The organism is Clostridium sp. CM037 (assembly GCF_055081095.1).
This window is the reverse complement of record NZ_CM143650.1, coordinates 441,614-457,895: the sequence shown is the minus strand read 5'-3', so window position 1 is coordinate 457,895 and position 16,282 is coordinate 441,614. Positions and strand designations below refer to the sequence as shown.

Annotated in this window: 14 protein-coding genes and 2 riboswitches; of the genes, 2 read left to right on the top strand and 12 right to left on the bottom strand. The window is 32.3% G+C overall.

Going from position 1 to position 16,282, the window contains the following annotated elements:
• Window positions 1-109 precede the first annotated feature (109 nt).
• The 3 genes from ACWJKP_RS02415 to ACWJKP_RS02405 form a co-directional block, all read right to left on the bottom strand.
• Window positions 110-913, bottom strand: coding sequence for a MetQ/NlpA family ABC transporter substrate-binding protein (locus tag ACWJKP_RS02415; RefSeq protein WP_165414774.1), 804 nt, complete (start codon window positions 911-913; stop codon window positions 110-112).
• 181 nt (window positions 914-1,094) lie between these two features.
• Window positions 1,095-1,739, bottom strand: coding sequence for a methionine ABC transporter permease (locus ACWJKP_RS02410; protein ID WP_165414773.1), 645 nt, complete (start codon window positions 1,737-1,739; stop codon window positions 1,095-1,097).
• Complete coding sequence (locus ACWJKP_RS02405) at window positions 1,729-2,736, bottom strand: methionine ABC transporter ATP-binding protein (protein WP_165414772.1); 1,008 nt, start codon at window positions 2,734-2,736, stop codon at window positions 1,729-1,731. The genes ACWJKP_RS02410 and ACWJKP_RS02405 overlap by 11 nt, the downstream gene beginning before the upstream one ends.
• A 117-nt stretch (window positions 2,737-2,853) precedes the next feature.
• Window positions 2,854-2,957: riboswitch (SAM riboswitch) on the bottom strand.
• A gap of 92 nt (window positions 2,958-3,049) precedes the next feature.
• A riboswitch (SAM riboswitch) is annotated at window positions 3,050-3,169 on the bottom strand.
• Between the two features lie 543 nt (window positions 3,170-3,712).
• Between ACWJKP_RS02405 and ACWJKP_RS02400 the strand changes: the two genes are divergently transcribed.
• Entirely contained in the window at window positions 3,713-6,157 is a 2,445-nt protein-coding gene (locus tag ACWJKP_RS02400; RefSeq protein ID WP_224579079.1) for a transglycosylase domain-containing protein, read from the top strand.
• 260 nt (window positions 6,158-6,417) lie between these two features.
• Here the strand turns inward: ACWJKP_RS02400 and ACWJKP_RS02395 are convergent, their stop codons facing one another.
• Complete coding sequence (locus ACWJKP_RS02395; RefSeq protein WP_165414980.1) at window positions 6,418-6,792, bottom strand: class I SAM-dependent methyltransferase; 375 nt, start codon at window positions 6,790-6,792, stop codon at window positions 6,418-6,420.
• Window positions 6,793-8,139 carry a B12-binding domain-containing radical SAM protein gene (locus tag ACWJKP_RS02390; RefSeq protein ID WP_165414979.1) on the bottom strand — a complete coding sequence of 449 codons (1,347 nt, stop codon included), beginning with the start codon at window positions 8,137-8,139 and terminating at the stop codon, window positions 6,793-6,795.
• Window positions 8,140-8,350: 211 nt separating this feature from the next.
• Between ACWJKP_RS02390 and ACWJKP_RS02385 the strand changes: the two genes are divergently transcribed.
• Complete coding sequence (locus ACWJKP_RS02385) at window positions 8,351-10,183, top strand: transglycosylase domain-containing protein (RefSeq protein ID WP_263492418.1); 1,833 nt, start codon at window positions 8,351-8,353, stop codon at window positions 10,181-10,183.
• A gap of 269 nt (window positions 10,184-10,452) precedes the next feature.
• Here the strand turns inward: ACWJKP_RS02385 and ACWJKP_RS02380 are convergent, their stop codons facing one another.
• From ACWJKP_RS02380 to glmM, 7 genes are all read right to left on the bottom strand, one after another.
• Complete coding sequence (locus ACWJKP_RS02380) at window positions 10,453-10,614, bottom strand: hypothetical protein (RefSeq protein WP_165414272.1); 162 nt, start codon at window positions 10,612-10,614, stop codon at window positions 10,453-10,455.
• On the bottom strand, window positions 10,611-10,859 hold the full coding sequence (locus ACWJKP_RS02375; protein ID WP_165414273.1) for a hypothetical protein: 249 nt from the start codon (window positions 10,857-10,859) through the stop codon (window positions 10,611-10,613). The genes ACWJKP_RS02380 and ACWJKP_RS02375 overlap by 4 nt, the downstream gene beginning before the upstream one ends.
• 9 nt (window positions 10,860-10,868) lie before the next feature.
• A complete protein-coding gene (locus ACWJKP_RS02370) occupies window positions 10,869-11,198 on the bottom strand; it encodes a DUF1700 domain-containing protein (protein WP_165414274.1) in 330 nt (109 codons plus the stop codon).
• Window positions 11,191-11,508, bottom strand: a complete 318-nt coding sequence (locus tag ACWJKP_RS02365) for a PadR family transcriptional regulator (RefSeq protein ID WP_165414275.1) — start codon at window positions 11,506-11,508, stop codon at window positions 11,191-11,193. The genes ACWJKP_RS02370 and ACWJKP_RS02365 overlap by 8 nt, the downstream gene beginning before the upstream one ends.
• Window positions 11,509-11,676: 168 nt before the next feature.
• Window positions 11,677-11,766: a phosphopantetheine-binding protein gene (locus ACWJKP_RS02360; RefSeq protein ID WP_411955886.1), complete on the bottom strand. Its 90-nt coding sequence runs from the start codon at window positions 11,764-11,766 to the stop codon at window positions 11,677-11,679.
• A gap of 525 nt (window positions 11,767-12,291) precedes the next feature.
• Complete coding sequence (glmS, locus tag ACWJKP_RS02355) at window positions 12,292-14,118, bottom strand: glutamine--fructose-6-phosphate transaminase (isomerizing) (RefSeq protein WP_165414276.1); 1,827 nt, start codon at window positions 14,116-14,118, stop codon at window positions 12,292-12,294.
• Between the two features lie 479 nt (window positions 14,119-14,597).
• The gene (glmM, locus tag ACWJKP_RS02350) at window positions 14,598-15,947 is read right to left on the bottom strand and encodes a phosphoglucosamine mutase (protein ID WP_165414277.1); all 1,350 of its coding nucleotides are present in this window, start codon (window positions 15,945-15,947) and stop codon (window positions 14,598-14,600) included.
• Window positions 15,948-16,282: the final 335 nt, after the last annotated feature.

Genomic DNA, 16,282 nt, shown 5'->3' with positions numbered 1-16,282 from the left:
AAATAAAAGTATAAAAATGTCGTTAAACTTTATGCTTTACTATAAAAAAATCATCTTACTTTCGACTATTACGCCCAAAGCAAAATGATTTTATGGTTTTATATTTTTTTTAGAAAGCAGGAATTATATCTCCTTTATATTTATCTTCAATAATTTTTTTAACTTCTGGAGAATTTAATGCCTTTGAAAGTGCTTCTATATGAGGTTTAGTTTTATCTTCTTTTCTAACTGCAAGCACATTTGCATAAGGAGAATCTTTTGACTCAATTGCTAGTGCGTCTTTTGTCGGATTTAAATTGGCTTCTATTGCAAAATTTGAATTTATAACTGCTGCATCCACATCTTTTAAAATCCTTGGAAGTTGAGGAGCGTCTAATTCAGTTATTTTAAAATTCTTTTTATTTTCAGTAATATCAAGTTTAGAAATAAGATCTCCCTTTTTTAGTTTTAATAGCCCTTCCTTCTCAAGCACTCTAAGTGCTCTTGCTCCATTTGTAGGATCACTTGGAATAGCTATTTTAGCTCCATCTTTTAAATCACTAAGTTTTTTATATTTGTTAGAGTACACACCCATAGGTTCAAGATGAACCTTTACAGTATAGTCTAGGTCCACTCCCTTTTCTTTACTAAAGGATTGCAAATAAGGTATATGTTGAAAGAAATTAGCCTCTAATTGTCCCTCGGCTAGTGCAGTGTTTGGTGTTACATAGTCAGTAAATTCTACTATTTCGAGAGTATATCCCTCTTTTGCGAGAATCGGCTTTATAGCCTCTAATATTTCTTTATGAGGCACTGGTGACGCACCTACTTTAATGATTTTTTTCTCAGTTACATCCGCCTCTTTTTTTGCTCCACATCCACTCAGTGTAAAAATCACAACTATTGTCAATAATATGCTTAATATTTTTTTCATTTTTAATTTCCTCCTCTTATTTTTCTTTTAATATTTTTATAATTCAATCATCTCCTGCTGAGCTGTATATTAACGACTTCAGAAGGAGATTTATACTCCCACTGAAGTTTTCTATTTGTTAGGTCAAGTAACTCCTACTTATAGAAGTGGGAGACTTTCCTTCTGAAATGTCGTTCAAAACTTATTTAATCATTTTTCTGTACAATATATTTCCTAAGGCTTGAATTACTTGCACAACTGCAATTAATATAATTACAGTGTATATCATGATATCTGACTTAAATCTATAGTAACCATATTTTACGGCTACATCTCCAAGTCCCCCTCCACCAATTGTCCCAGCCATAGCTGAGTAACCTATAATGTTTATTATTGTTAACGTAACTCCAAGAACTATAGACGGCATTGCCTCTTTTAACATAACCTTAAATATAATTTGATAGGTTTTTGCACCAAATGACTTAGCTGCTTCAACAATTCCATAATCCACTTCTAAAAGTGCAGATTCTATTATTCTTGCAGCAAAAGGTGCTGCACCAAGCGTTAGAGGAACTATAGCTGCATTAGTACCTATTGTTGTTCCAACTATAAGCTTAGTTAAAGGGAATATAGATATCATTAGTATAATAAACGGAAAAGACCTAAGTATATTTATTACTAAATTTAAGATTTTATAGATTAAAGTGTTTGGCCTTAGGCCTTTAGGACCAGTTATAATTAATCCTACTGCTGAAATAAACCCTAAAATAACTGTAAAAATTGTGGATAATGTTACCATATATATAGTTTCTTTTAGTGCAGGTAATAAAATGTCTTTAAATAGCATTTATACTCTCTCCCTTGTGCTTCTCAAGCTGCACAGAATAATTAATGAGCTCCCACTCTATAGATTTTTCATCTAAATAGTTTAATATCTTCTTCTTATTCTCTTTACTTGCATTTATTATGAGACTTCCCATTACGTTATCCCTAAATTTTTCAAGCCTGCCCCATACTATTGAAAAATCAATATTTAACTCCCTGGCAATTGATGTTATAAGGCAACTCAGGGTAATTTCCTTTGTAAAAAATATTTTAATGTTATATCCCGTGCTAGGCAGTAATTCTTCCTCTCCCATAAGTGTTTGCATTTCCTTTGTTGGCCTAATAAATAGTTCATCGGTAATGCCATGGCTTTTAATTTCCCCTCCTTCTAAAAGAATAAATTTATTACAAATTTCTTTTACCACTTCCATCTGATGGGTAACTACAATAATTGTTATATTAAATTTGTTATTGATAGCTCTTAAAAGCTCTAATATAGATTTTGTAGTTTTAGGATCTAGTGCAGAGGTAGCTTCATCACAAAGTAATATTTTCGGATTAAGTGAAAGCGCTCTTGCAATTCCAACTCTTTGCTTCTGCCCTCCGCTAAGTTGTTTTACATTGGTGTTTGCTTTATCCTTAAGTCCTACTAACTCTATTAAGCTATCTACTCTTTTTTTAATAAAATTTTTATCGTTTCCCCATATTTCTAGTGGAAATGCTATGTTTTGAAAAACATTTTTACTGTTAATAAGATTAAAACTTTGAAATATTATGCCTACATTTTTCCTAAACTCGCGAAGTTCTTTCAAACTTAGCTGTTTCACCCCTTTTCCCATTATATTAATGGTACCTGTATCATAGGTTTCAAGCCCATTAAAGCATCTAAGTAAAGTGGATTTACCAGCTCCACTGTGACCAATAACACCATAGATATCACCTTCCTCCACTGTAAATGAAACATCATTTAACACTTTAACCGCTGAAAAACTTTTACTTACACCTCGAACTTTAATCATGATATCCCTTCTCCTTTTCATTTTTTATAATTCATCTTTACCTTTTGATCCTTTCTTTAAACATCACTCTAAAAAAATAGAGGCCAAGAATAAACTTGGGCTCTACTTCCAAACTTATTCTTATCTTGCAGCAATGCTGCAGGAATTAACACCATGTATCATAATATGATACTGGTTGTCGGGGTTCATAGGGCCAGTCCCTCCACCTCTCTTGATAAGACACTATTAAATTTTATTTACATCTATTCAAAAAACAAAAACCTCTTTCATCATTATATAATGATGAAAGAGGTATAAAATTACAAAGACACCTCTCTCATCTTCCGCTAATTTACAATGAAATTAACGCAGGATTTAGCACCTATTCAGACAATAACGTCTGATGGTTGCCGAGATGTCATCGGGCCAGTCCCTCTATCTCTCTTGATGAGAATTAACTTATTTATTAAATTAGATTTATAATATCACTATATGAATGCTATGTAAAGAAGTTTTTATATACACCTTCTCCAAACATCATACAACTGTCTAATGATGTTTCATCATAATATATATTTTGTTCATACTTTATATATAACATAAATATTCATGTTACATTATTTATGTTATAATATATTGTAATAATTATATTGTTCTAGGAGGATACATTGTATGGCTAATGCTTGAAACGCCAATAAGAAATAATTAACATCAATTGAAATTATTTCCCATACCGCGGCGTTATTGACAAGATTGTAAAATAATTGTATTATACACACATAAACTAAGCACTTTTTTAATAGTATAAGAGAGACCCATAAGATCTCTTTTATGTGACCTAGTATTAGAAATTCAGTAATAACAATTGAATATAAGACTAAAAACAGGATAATACTTATGGCGACCAAGTAAGCCCCCCTTTACGTATGTATGAAGCATGGTCATTCAGGACTAACCCTGGACATTTTTTGTATAATAAAAAAAGGAGGAGATATTAATGGATGATAATAAAAATGTAGAACCCATAAAAACAGCACCAGTTAAAAAGAAACTTTGGAAAAAAATCGTTAAAGGTTTATTGATATTTTCTGCAATAATTTTCGTATCGGCTACGATAACTTTAGGATATGGTTATATTAAATATGGGGCTAAAATAGAGGCAACTATAAAGGATGCTAACAACATAGCACAAACCATAAATGAAACCTCCTTTAATACCCGAAAACCAACACAATTTTTTGATACTAATGGTAAATTATTAAAAGAATTTAAAACCAATACATATTATTATACAAAAGAAGCAGACTTAAATCCCTATATAGGTAAAGCTGTTACTTCAATAGAAGACCAAAGGTTTTATAAACATAATGGTATAGATTATAAAGGTATAAGGAGAGCTGTCTGGGTATATATAAAATCCAGGGGAGCTATCGTACAAGGTGGTTCAACAATAACGCAACAACTTGCAAGAAATGTATTCCTTACATTTGACGTAACCTTATCGAGAAAATTAGAAGAGTCTGTTGTAGCGCAGAAATTAGAAGAAAGATACTCAAAAGATCAAATATTGGAATTTTATGTAAACAATATAAACTTCGGCAATGGATGTTATAGTATTGAAAGTGCTTCACAATTTTACTTTCAAAAGAATAATAAAGATTTAGATTTATCTCAAATAGCTATGCTTGTTTCAATACCTAATAATCCATCTGTTTATAATCCCGTGACTCAGCTGGACAATGTTATAAAGAGGAGAGACTTAGTTTTAGATAAAATGCTAAGCTTAGAACAAATTTCACAAAGCGATTTTGATACAGCAAAAGCAGAAGTTATTAAATTAAATATTAAACCTCATACAGCACCTGAACCTATGAGTTACGATATTCAATATGCTGTTCACAATGCAACCTTAAAGTTAATGGAGCAAAATGGTTTTGTTTCTAAATATTCTTTTAGTAATGATAATGATAGAAAAACTTATTTCACTAAGTATAATGATGAATATGAGTCTAAAGAAAAACAACTTCTTAGTGGAGGATATAGAATAGATACATCTATTGATACTGCAAAACAAGAAAAATTACAAAGTGTAGTAGATAGTCATTTGGCTCAATATACAAGCACCAATAACAAAACAGATTTATATGAAAAGCAAGGTGCAAGCGTTACTATAGATAATAATACTGGAGAAGTGGTAGCTATAGTTGGAGGTAGAAGCCAAGATGGCAATACCTTCAACAGAGCCTTCTTAGGTGTAAGACAGCCAGGTTCCGCTATAAAGCCATTAATTGCATATACCCCTGCATTTGAAAAAGGCTACATTCCCGCTAGTGAATATGAAGACAAAGCATTTGATAATGGTCCCGCTAATGTTGATAATCAATACAGAGGGTCTGTATCTTTAAGATATGCAGTTGAGCAATCTATAAACACTATCCCGGTTAGATTAGTGGGGGAAATGGGCGTAAAAAATTCGTTGAAATATTTACAAAACATGGAGTTTAAATATACAACTCCTCAAGATATTTACCCTATAATTGCTATAGGTGGTTTTACAAAGGGTGTTACACCAGTTGAAATGGCTTCAGGTTATTCAACCCTTTCAAGAAACGGTGAATTCGTAAGTCCGACTAATGTATGTAAAATAACCAATACAGTAGTTAATGAAGTATTATTTGAAAATAACCATAAGCAAACTAAAGTGTATGATAGTGGTGCCTCTTATCTTATGACAGATACTTTAAAGGGTGTGCTAACAGAAAGTCGAAGTCATTCAAATTTAGCCCTTAGTAACTATCCCTTTACTGCAGGTAAAACAGGAACCACAGATCAATCAAAAGACGCTTGGTTTGTAGGATATACACCTTATTATACAACCTCTGTATGGGTAGGAGATGATATTCCAGCGCCACAAAACATGTATGGAGCCCAAGAACCAGATCAGATATGGAAAGAATATATGGAGTACCTACACCAAGGTCTAGAACAAAAAGACTTTATTCGTCCTAATACAGTAGTTGATAGAAATGGAGTATTAATGAATACTCTATATATCAAATTAAATGAAAATGGTAAAATAAAAGCAGAAAAGAAAGTCATAGAAAACCCAAGTGATGATGCTGCAAAAAAAGCAAGTGATGATGCTGCAAAAAAAGCAAGCGATGATGCTGCAAAAAAGACAAGCGATGATGCTGCAAAGAAAGCAAGCGATGATGCAGCAAACGAAGCAGCTGCAAAAGCGGCAGCAGACAAAGTAGCTGCTGACGCAGCAGCTGCAAATGAAGCCGCAGCAAAAGCAGCCGCAGACAAAGCAGCTGCAGACAAAGCAGCCGCAGACGAAGCAGCCGCAGACAAAGAAGCTGCAGACAAAGAAGCCGCAGACAAAGAAGCCGCAGACAAAGAAGCAAACGAACAACCACCAGCCACAGCCCCTACACAATAACCCAGCGCGAACGTTAAATCATCACCTACGCTGCTGCACTATTAATGACTTTCCTTCCGAAGTGTCATTAATCAGTAATTATATTTTATTTTAAAAGAGGGTAAGTATTTAAAAATACTTACCCTCTTTTTTTAACACTATATTTAAGCATACCGTTGATATCCTATATACAAGCACCCTTTAATTAACACAACTTAATATATACGCAGGAAGTATATTCATAAATTCTCTTTTTAAATCTATACACCTAAAATAATTACTTATAAACCCTTTCTTAAACAATCGTATTGGAAGGTTATGAATTTGCCTTCTTTTCTCAAAATTTCATTAGTTTTATTTAAAATATCGCAAGATATTTTTTGGGGCAAAGATGAAAATGGCAATCCTGAAATAACATAATCTACATATGGAATGTCATGCATCCGTAAATACTTATCTATATTCTCTGCTGAATCATTTACTATCAGGAAATTTTTCTCGCCTTTGAATTTCTCTTTCAATAACTTATAAAATTCATTATTATATTCTATAATGATAATTACAGTATCTTTGTTTCTTTTTTTAATTAGCTTATCTGTAAAAACGCCAAATTTCCATTTAATTGATGGAGATTCAGTAAATAAAAATGCCGCCACCTACTTTGTTCTATAAGCCAACCAGCTAGAAAATCTTCCTATATTTTTAAAAGAAACTATATTGCACAAGATCTCAGTTAGTTTTCCAAATTTTCTATAACAAAAATTAAATGTTAAAAATGGAATCCATTGTTTTTTGGATTTCGGCAGTCTTTTCATTATGTTTTTGAACGTGTACACCTCTTTATATATCCATAGATAGCCATTATATAATTCTTCTGCTGTCATACTCTTGGGTTTATATACAACATGGGCAGTATTATAATTAGACAAATTAAAATCTACTATTCTATTTTCCTCGAATAATGATAAGTATAACTTTGTGCCAGGATAGGGGGTAAGAATATGGGATGTTACCGTTTCTATTTTATTTTTAACTACCCATTCTAATATACTCTTAAATATTGAGGCATCATCTTCATCTAATCCGAAAACAAAACTAGCATTTATCATTATTCCTCTTTTATGAATTTCATCCACAAGCTTCTCATATCTATTCACACTATTTTGTACTTTATGAACACTTTTTAATGACTTACTGTTTATACTTTCAAAACCTATAAAAAGGCTTTGACAGCCTGCCGCCTTCATTTCATCTAATAGTTCAGGCATGTCAACTATATTAGAAGTAACTGCTGCATTCCACTTTAATTTAAGAGGTTTCATTTCCTTTAATAATTTTTTTGTCCATTTTGGATTTCCAACAAAATTATCATCAATAAACATTATATGTCTTGTTTTTAATTTATTTATATCTTTAATTACATCATCTATAGGTCTATTAATATAGGTTTTAAGGACATTTTTGCAACTATTATAGCAGAAATCACATTGAAATGGGCATCCCCTGCTTGTGCTAATTATATTAGTATATAAATATTTTTCATTATCAATAATATCATAATTAGGTGATACTATTTCTTCTCCCGAAATATTTTCCATATCATAATATATCTTTTTAAGCGAATTGTTTTCTTTATCCTTAAGTATCTTTACCCAAACTCTCTCAGCCATTCCCACACTTATTGCGTCAAAACTATCAACAGTTCCCTCTGGATCTGATGTTATGTGTATCCCCCCCGCAATTACTGTTACACCACGCTTTTGGAACTCCTTTGATATTTCTACTGCTCTATTCATAACATCTACAGCAACAGTTATAACCACCAAATCTACCGGTTCATTGAAATCTATCTTTTCGACATTTTCATTCTCAATATTAACTTCATGCTCTTTTGGCGTAAGATTTGCTATTGTTAATAAAGCTAACGAAGGAGACATTCTTGTTTTTAATTTTGTATCCATAGGTCTTTGTACCATTGCAGGTTGAATTAATTTGATTTTCATATAATCCTCCTCAAATAAAGCGATATCGCATAATATTCTACGCTAGTGAGACGACCCTAATAAATTATACCATTACATACCATAATTAACTTACTATTTTTTCTATTTTCCCCGCCCGTATAACTTTCTCCCGCGTGACTCCAAATAAGAGATTGAAACGTGGAATTTCTGCTCTTCTTATTTGGAGTCACTTCTTGAGTATGTATTAATCTTGTTTTCAAAGTTGGATCCCTATGTAGGTAAAGCTGTCACTTCAATAGAAGACCAAAGATTTTATAAACATGGTGGTATAGATTATAAAGGTATAAGGAGAGCTGCCTGGGTATATATAAAATCCAAGGGATCTATCGTACAAGGTGGTCCAACAATAACGCAACAACTTGCAAGAAATGTATTCCTTACATTTGACGTAACCTTGTCGAGAAAATTAGAAGAGTCTGTTGTAGCGCAGAAATTAGAAGAAAGATACTCAAAAGAACAAATATTAGAATTTTATGTAAACAATATAAACTTCGGCAATGGATGTTATAGTATTGAAAGTGCTTCACAATTTTACTTTCAAAAGAATAATAAAGATTTAGATTTATCTCAAATAGCTATGCTTGTTTCAATACCTAATAATCCATCTGTTTATAATCCCGTGACTCAGCTGGACAATGTTATAAAGAGGAGAGACTTAGTTTTAGATAAAATGCTAAGCTTAGAACAAATTTCACAAAGCGATTTTGATACAGCAAAAGCAGAAGTTATTAAATTAAATATTAAACCTCATACAGCACCTGAACCTATGAGTTACGATATTCAATATGCTGTTCACAATGCAACCTTAAAGTTAATGGAGCAAAATGGTTTTGTTTCTAAATATTCTTTTAGTAATGATAATGATAGAAAAACTTATTTCACTAAGTATAATGATGAATATGAGTCTAAAGAAAAACAACTTCTTAGTGGAGGATATAGAATAGATACATCTATTGATACTGCAAAACAAGAAAAATTACAAAGTGTAGTAGATAGTCATTTGGCTCAATATACAAGCACCAATAACAAAACAGATTTATATGAAAAGCAAGGTGCAAGCGTTACTATAGATAATAGTACTGGAGAAGTGGTAGCTATAGTTGGAGGTAGCAGCCAAGATGGTAATACCTTTAACAGAGCCTTCTTAGGTGTAAGACAGCCAGGTTCCGCTATAAAGCCATTAATTGCATATACCCCTGCATTTGAAAAAGGCTACATTCCCGCTAATGTTGATAATCAATACAGAGGGTCTGTATCTTTAAGATATGCAGTTGGGCAATCTATAAACACTATCCCGGTTAGATTAGCGGGAGAAATGGGCGTAAAAAATTCGTTGAAATATTTACAAAACATGGAGTTTAAATATACAACTCCTCAAGATATTTACCCTATAATTGCTATAGGTGGTTTTACAAAGGGTGTTACACCAGTTGAAATGGCTTCAGGTTATTCAACCCTTTCAAGAAACGGTGAATTCGTAAGTCCGACTAATGTATGTAAAATAACCAATACAGTAGTTAATGAAGTATTATTTGAAAATAACCATAAGCAAACTAAAGTGTATGATAGTGGTGCCTCTTATCTTATGACAGATACTTTAAAGGGTGTGCTAACAGAAAGTCGAAGTCATTCAAATTTAGCCCTTAGTAACTATCCCTTTACTGCAGGTAAAACAGGAACCACAGATCAATCAAAAGACGCTTGGTTTGTAGGATATACACCTTATTATACAACCTCTGTATGGGTAGGAGATGATATTCCAGCGCCACAAAACATGTATGGAGCCCAAGAACCAGATCAGATATGGAAAGAATATATGGAGTACCTACACCAAGGTCTAGAACAAAAAGACTTTATTCGTCCTAATACAGTAGTTGATAGAAATGGAGTATTAATGAATACTCTATATATCAAATTAAATGAAAATGGTAAAATAAAAGCAGAAAAGAAAGTCATAGAAAACCCAAGTGATGATGCTGCAGACGCAGCCGCAAATGAACAACCACCAGCCCCTACACAATAAACCAGCGCGAACGTTAAATCATCACCTACGCTGCTGCACTATTAATGACTTTCCTTCTGAAGTGTCATTAATCAGTAATTATATTTTATTTTAAAAGAGGGGAAATACTAAAAATACTTCCCTTCTTTTTTTACCACTATATTTAAGCGTAATACTTGCATGTTTAATATTTCTTGAAGCTTATTAAAGTGCGCTTTCTTATTCTCTATTACGAGAAATTCTGTATTGTAGAATTTCTTCTATATTTGAAATTAGTATACATATTTATCCTACAAATTGATGGTTCTATACCAGTGGCTTTCTCCAGTTGTTTTATATGCATTTTTATCAAAACCTGACATTCCAAATCCTATAAAGGATATAATCAGTCCCGTAAGTGTTAGAATAAAACTTAACTTTAAACAAATTTTTTTTATATTTATAATTTTCATATTCCCACCATCTTCTTTCTAAATGTATAAGAGATTTTCTGTATAAAGAATTTTGTAACATTAAAAAATTTTATAAATGTAACTTGTGTTATCAATGCACATAAAACACCTATCCCTAATAATAAAAATCCAAACCCTATTTGCGTAACAACAATATGAACTCCCTGCTTTAAGCAAAAGGAAGAGCCTGCTATACTCCATAATCCTCCCCCAAAACCTGCAAGTCCTATTATTCCTGTAACCAAAGGTATACACTAAAATATTACACATCCACATAATACTAATAAGATTATTACCGAAAGTATAGATCCCCCTAATGGAAATCCAAGAATCAACAGTGCTATCTGAAGGAACCTTCTTCCTACAGATGATTCTCTTAATATAATATTTCCTTGATCTTCTATAATATTTTTAGCAATACTCTTATGGTCACCGATCTTGTCTATGGCTTGATTTTCGGTATATCCATCTTCTATATAATCATCAATCATCTCACCATAATACGTCGTAAATTTATTGCATTCAGTCTCTCCCAAAGAGGATAGCTGTTTCATCAAATCGCTTAGAAATTCTTCCTTATTCAATACTCTTACCTCCTATAAAAAAATATATATCCATAATTTTCTTCCAATCACATAAAAAGAAATCTTCTATATGCTTCTCACCACTAGGAGTTATATGATAATATTTTCTTAATCTGCTGTTATGCTCTATAGAATATGTCTCATTATACCCATTTACTTCTAACCTTTTTAGAATTGGGTATAATGTAGATTCAGATATTTCTATACATTCAGAAATATCTTTTATAATTTGGTAGCCATATGAGTCACCCTTTTTTAATACAGCAAGAATACAGATTTCTAGTAACCCCTTTTTTAATTGTATGTTCATTATTATCTCTCCTAACCCATTATTAAATTCTACATTATCTTTATAAGGATTATGCTAGAGGTAGTGCAGGTGGACTGTCTTTAATTTTTTTGGCATTGTCATCATTATTTATAATCAAACTGAAATTTTCTATTGTATTTGCTTGCATTGCTTCTTGAATTTTGAGTCTTACTCCAAATTTTTTTCTATATAATTTATAAACATCATTAACTTAAATGAATGTCCTCCTAAATCATAAAAAGAATCGCTTATACTCACTTTTTCTATTTCCTGAGTCCTTTTTTCCGAACTTCTATTGTTAACTCTTTCAGTCTCATTTCCTAAGTTGTAAAATTATTAATGTTTATACTTATTATTACATCTCCTTATATATTATACTATACAATACGATGTATTATGTGTCAAGATGTATTTTATACTTTCTAAAAATTATTATAGAACTAGGTAAGCAGTGGAGAAAATAGCGTATGTGAAAGAATGAACGGATTGTCTTAATAATCTATCCAATGCTGATTAGAGCGTTTATAATTTATGGCGACACAATGTATTGCTGTGTCTTTAGCTGAACATAAAAATAAAGCATGAATAAAAATATATTTTTCATATATTTTTTCATGCTTTATTTTAAAAATCATTATACTTTAAATGACTATGGCTTTAAGACTTTTTAGATAACTACAGTTGTATGACAAATTATATTATTCTCATTATGACATTATTAATTATAATTTGCGACTGCAGTAATTATAACTCACACATTGTTTGTGTATCATCTGTCCTATCTTATTCAACAGTTACTGATTTTGCAAGATTTCTTGGCTTATCAACATCGCATCCCTTTTGAATTGCCATGTAGTAAGATAATAATTGCAGTGGAATTACTGAAATTACTGGTGCTAATATATCCATTACTTTTGGTATATAAGTTACGGAGTATACTGATTTTTCAATTTCAGTGTGTCCTTCTGGCGCGAAAGCAAATACTTTTGCTCCTCTAGTAGCTACTTCTTTTATATTACTTACCATCTTATCAAATAATTCTTCTTGAGTAGCTAGTGCTATAACTATAGTTCCTTCTTCCATAAGCGCTATAGGACCATGCTTTAACTCTCCTGCCGCATAGGCATCTGAATGAATATATGATATTTCTTTAAGCTTTAATGAACCTTCCATTGCAACTGCATAGTCAAGTCCACGGCCTATAAAGAACATATCTCTATGCATATAAGTTTTCGCTGTGAATTTTTGAACAGTTTCCTTATTTTTAAGCACCTGCTCTGCCTTTTCTGGAAGCTCTAGCATAGCTGCTTTAATTTCTTCTAATTCATCTACGCTTAATGTTTCGTTATTCTGAGCAAAGAATAATGCTATTATATACATCGCTATAAGCTGAGTTACATAAGCTTTAGTAGATGCAACTGCTATTTCTGGTCCAGCCCAAGTGTATAGTACATCGTCTGCTTCTCTTGAAGCTGCGCTACCGACTACATTAGTTACTGCTATAACTCTAGCACCTTTTGACTTTGCAAGCCTTAAAGCGGACATAGTGTCTGCAGTTTCTCCTGATTGACTAATAACTATCATCAATGTATTTTCGTCCATTATTGGATCTCTATATTTAAACTCAGAAGCTATATCTAATTCTACTGGTATTCTTGCAAGTTTTTCTATAACATATTTACCTACAACTCCTGCATGGTATGCAGTTCCACATGCTACTATATATATTTTATTTAAATTTTGAATCTGCTCTTTAGTTATAGTTATTTTATCTAGAGATATTGGCTCTCCTAGAACTACTCTTGAAGTCATTGTATCTCTGATTGCCTTTGGCTGTTCATGGATTTCTTTTAGCATAAAGTGCTCATATCCACCTTTTTCAGCGGCTTCTGCATCCCAAGTTACATGGAATACTTCTTTCTCTATAACTTCGTTTTCAGCATTAATAAGCTTTATTCCATCACTTGAAATTACAACAAATTCGTTATCTTCCAATAGATATACTTCTCTTGTGTGATTTAATACTGCTGGTATATCTGAAGCTACAAAAAATTCATCTTTGCCAATACCTACTATTAACGGACTATCTTTTCTTACTGCCACTAATTTATCTGGTTCATCACTTGATATTACTGCTATCGCATAGCTACCTTCCATTTTAGTAGTAGCCTTCATTACCGCTTCAACAATATTTCCATCAAAGTAGAAATCTATAAGATGTGGTATTACTTCTGTGTCAGTTTCAGATGTAAATTTATATCCTTTTGACATTAACCATTCTCTTAACCGTATATAATTTTCTATAATCCCATTGTGAACTACACTAATAGTTCCTTTTTCATTAGTATGTGGGTGAGAATTTTCATCTGATGGTTTACCATGAGTGGCCCATCTAGTGTGTCCTATACCCACTTGTCCAATAAGCGGCTCTTCTAATAATTGAGCCTCTAAATTTGCAAGTCTTCCTTTGCACTTTGTAACGCTTAAAACTCCATCATTTATAATTGCGATTCCTGCTGAATCGTATCCTCTATATTCTAATTTACTAAGACCTTCTACCAAGATTGGTGAAGCCTGTTTTTTTCCAAAATATCCAACTATTCCGCACATATTCATCTTCCTCTCAAATTTAAAATTTTACACAAATCAACACTAAAGTGCTTTATTACCTTTGGTGCTATTCGTAATATTTATAAAGGTTTTAACACCAGATTGATCTTGTAACGAAAATCACTTTTCGCTTTTATCAACCATTAACGGTAGTGCGCTACCGCGGGGCATCCGCCGAAGATTCGATACTCCCCATCCTCGTCAACTCATAATGCATAATAACTACTAATGCTCATTATGAGTCCTGGCGCTTTAAAATCATCTAATTCTCTCTATCCTCCTTTACCATAATATTTACATTCACAAATACGTAAACTGAAAGCTTATGAACCTTTCACATAAGCTTTCAGTCTATTATATTCATTTTATAACCTAAACGTCAATGCTTTTAATGATAAGTTAACTTAATAGTTACTTTTTTCTACTATGATTTAGGTCATTTGCCATATTATTTAGCAATCATGAGATTTTATACTATCTTACTTATTTGCTTTTTCCTGGATTAATTTCGCAAGAGCATGCGCCATTACGTCTAATTCGCTTTGTACTTTACCCTCGAGCATTACTCTCACTAAAGGCTCTGTACCTGAAGGCCTTATAAGCACTCTTCCACAACCATCTAATTTTTCTTCTATTTTTCTAATTTCTTCAACTATTTCACTATCAGTTTCATGTATGTCCTTTTTATCATTAGGTACTGTTGCGTTAACTAATACTTGCGGAAGTTCTGTCATCATTGCTGCAAGCTCCGATAATGGTTTTCCTGATTCTTTAATAACAGTGGCTAATTGAAGTCCTGATACAAGTCCATCCCCTGTAGTATTAAAATCTAGGAAAATTACATGTCCTGATTGCTCTCCACCTAGGCTATAACCCTCTCCTTGCATTTTCTCAAGTACGTACCTATCTCCTACTTTAGTTTTAACTGTAGTTATATTTTCTTCCTTCATCGCAATATCAAGGCCCAAATTACTCATAACTGTTACTACTACTGTATTTTTAGTTAATTTACCAATATCCTTTAAGTGTTTAGCACAAATAGCAATTATAAAATCTCCATTTATGAGATTTCCTTTCTCGTCTACAGCTAAACATCTATCTGCATCACCATCAAACGCTAGTCCTAAATCGCAATTATTTTCTTTAACAAAAGCCATTAAATGCTCAGGATGAGTAGATCCACAGTCTCTATTTATATTTATGCCATCTGGATCATTGTTAATAACTAAAACCTCAGCTCCTAGATCTCTTGTAGCTCTTACTGAAGTAATATGCGAAGCCCCATTAGCACAATCTAATGCTATTTTAAGCCCTTTTAAGTCTCCTGAAATAGTAGATTTAGCAAATTCTATATAATCCTCTACAGCACTGTGATTAACTGTTTTTTTACCTAAATCACCTGCTATTGGTGATGGTACTCCTTTGAAATCACTTTCTATGACTGCTTGTATTGTATCCTCTAATTCATCAGACAGCTTGAACCCATTGTTGTTAAAAAATTTTATTCCATTATATTCTACCGGGTTGTGAGAAGCTGAAATAACAACCCCTGCATCTGCTCCATATTTTCTAGTTAAATATGCTATAGCGGGTGTTGGAACTACTCCAAGACATATTGCCTCTGCCCCTACAGATAAAATTCCTGCAACTAAGGCCGATTCTAACATATCTCCCGAAACTCTTGTATCCATTCCTACTAAAATTTTAGGTTTATGAGCTCCGCTTGTTAATACAAACGCTCCTGATCTTCCTAACTTATATGCAAGCTCCACTGTTAATTCTGTATTTGCTATACCACGTACTCCATCTGTCCCGAATATTCTACTCATATTTTTCTACCTCTTTCTCAATATTATATGGATTTATTACAGGTCATCCTAAACAAAACAACTAATCAATTTGCTAGTGTTTTATTTTTAAACCCTCAATGGCCTTTTTTTATTTATATTAATTCACTGAAAACTACTTTCTAACTTAAATTATATTTATGCGGAAAATTCATTGTTTTATTTTACTATTTATGTACATATATATCAAATCTTTTTTTGCATAAATGAATAAAACTTAATCATATTATACTACAGGTATAAGTATTTGTAAAAAAAGTCTCAGTATTTTACAATATACTTATCAAAAAAATAGCCCAACTCACTTATTTGGGTTG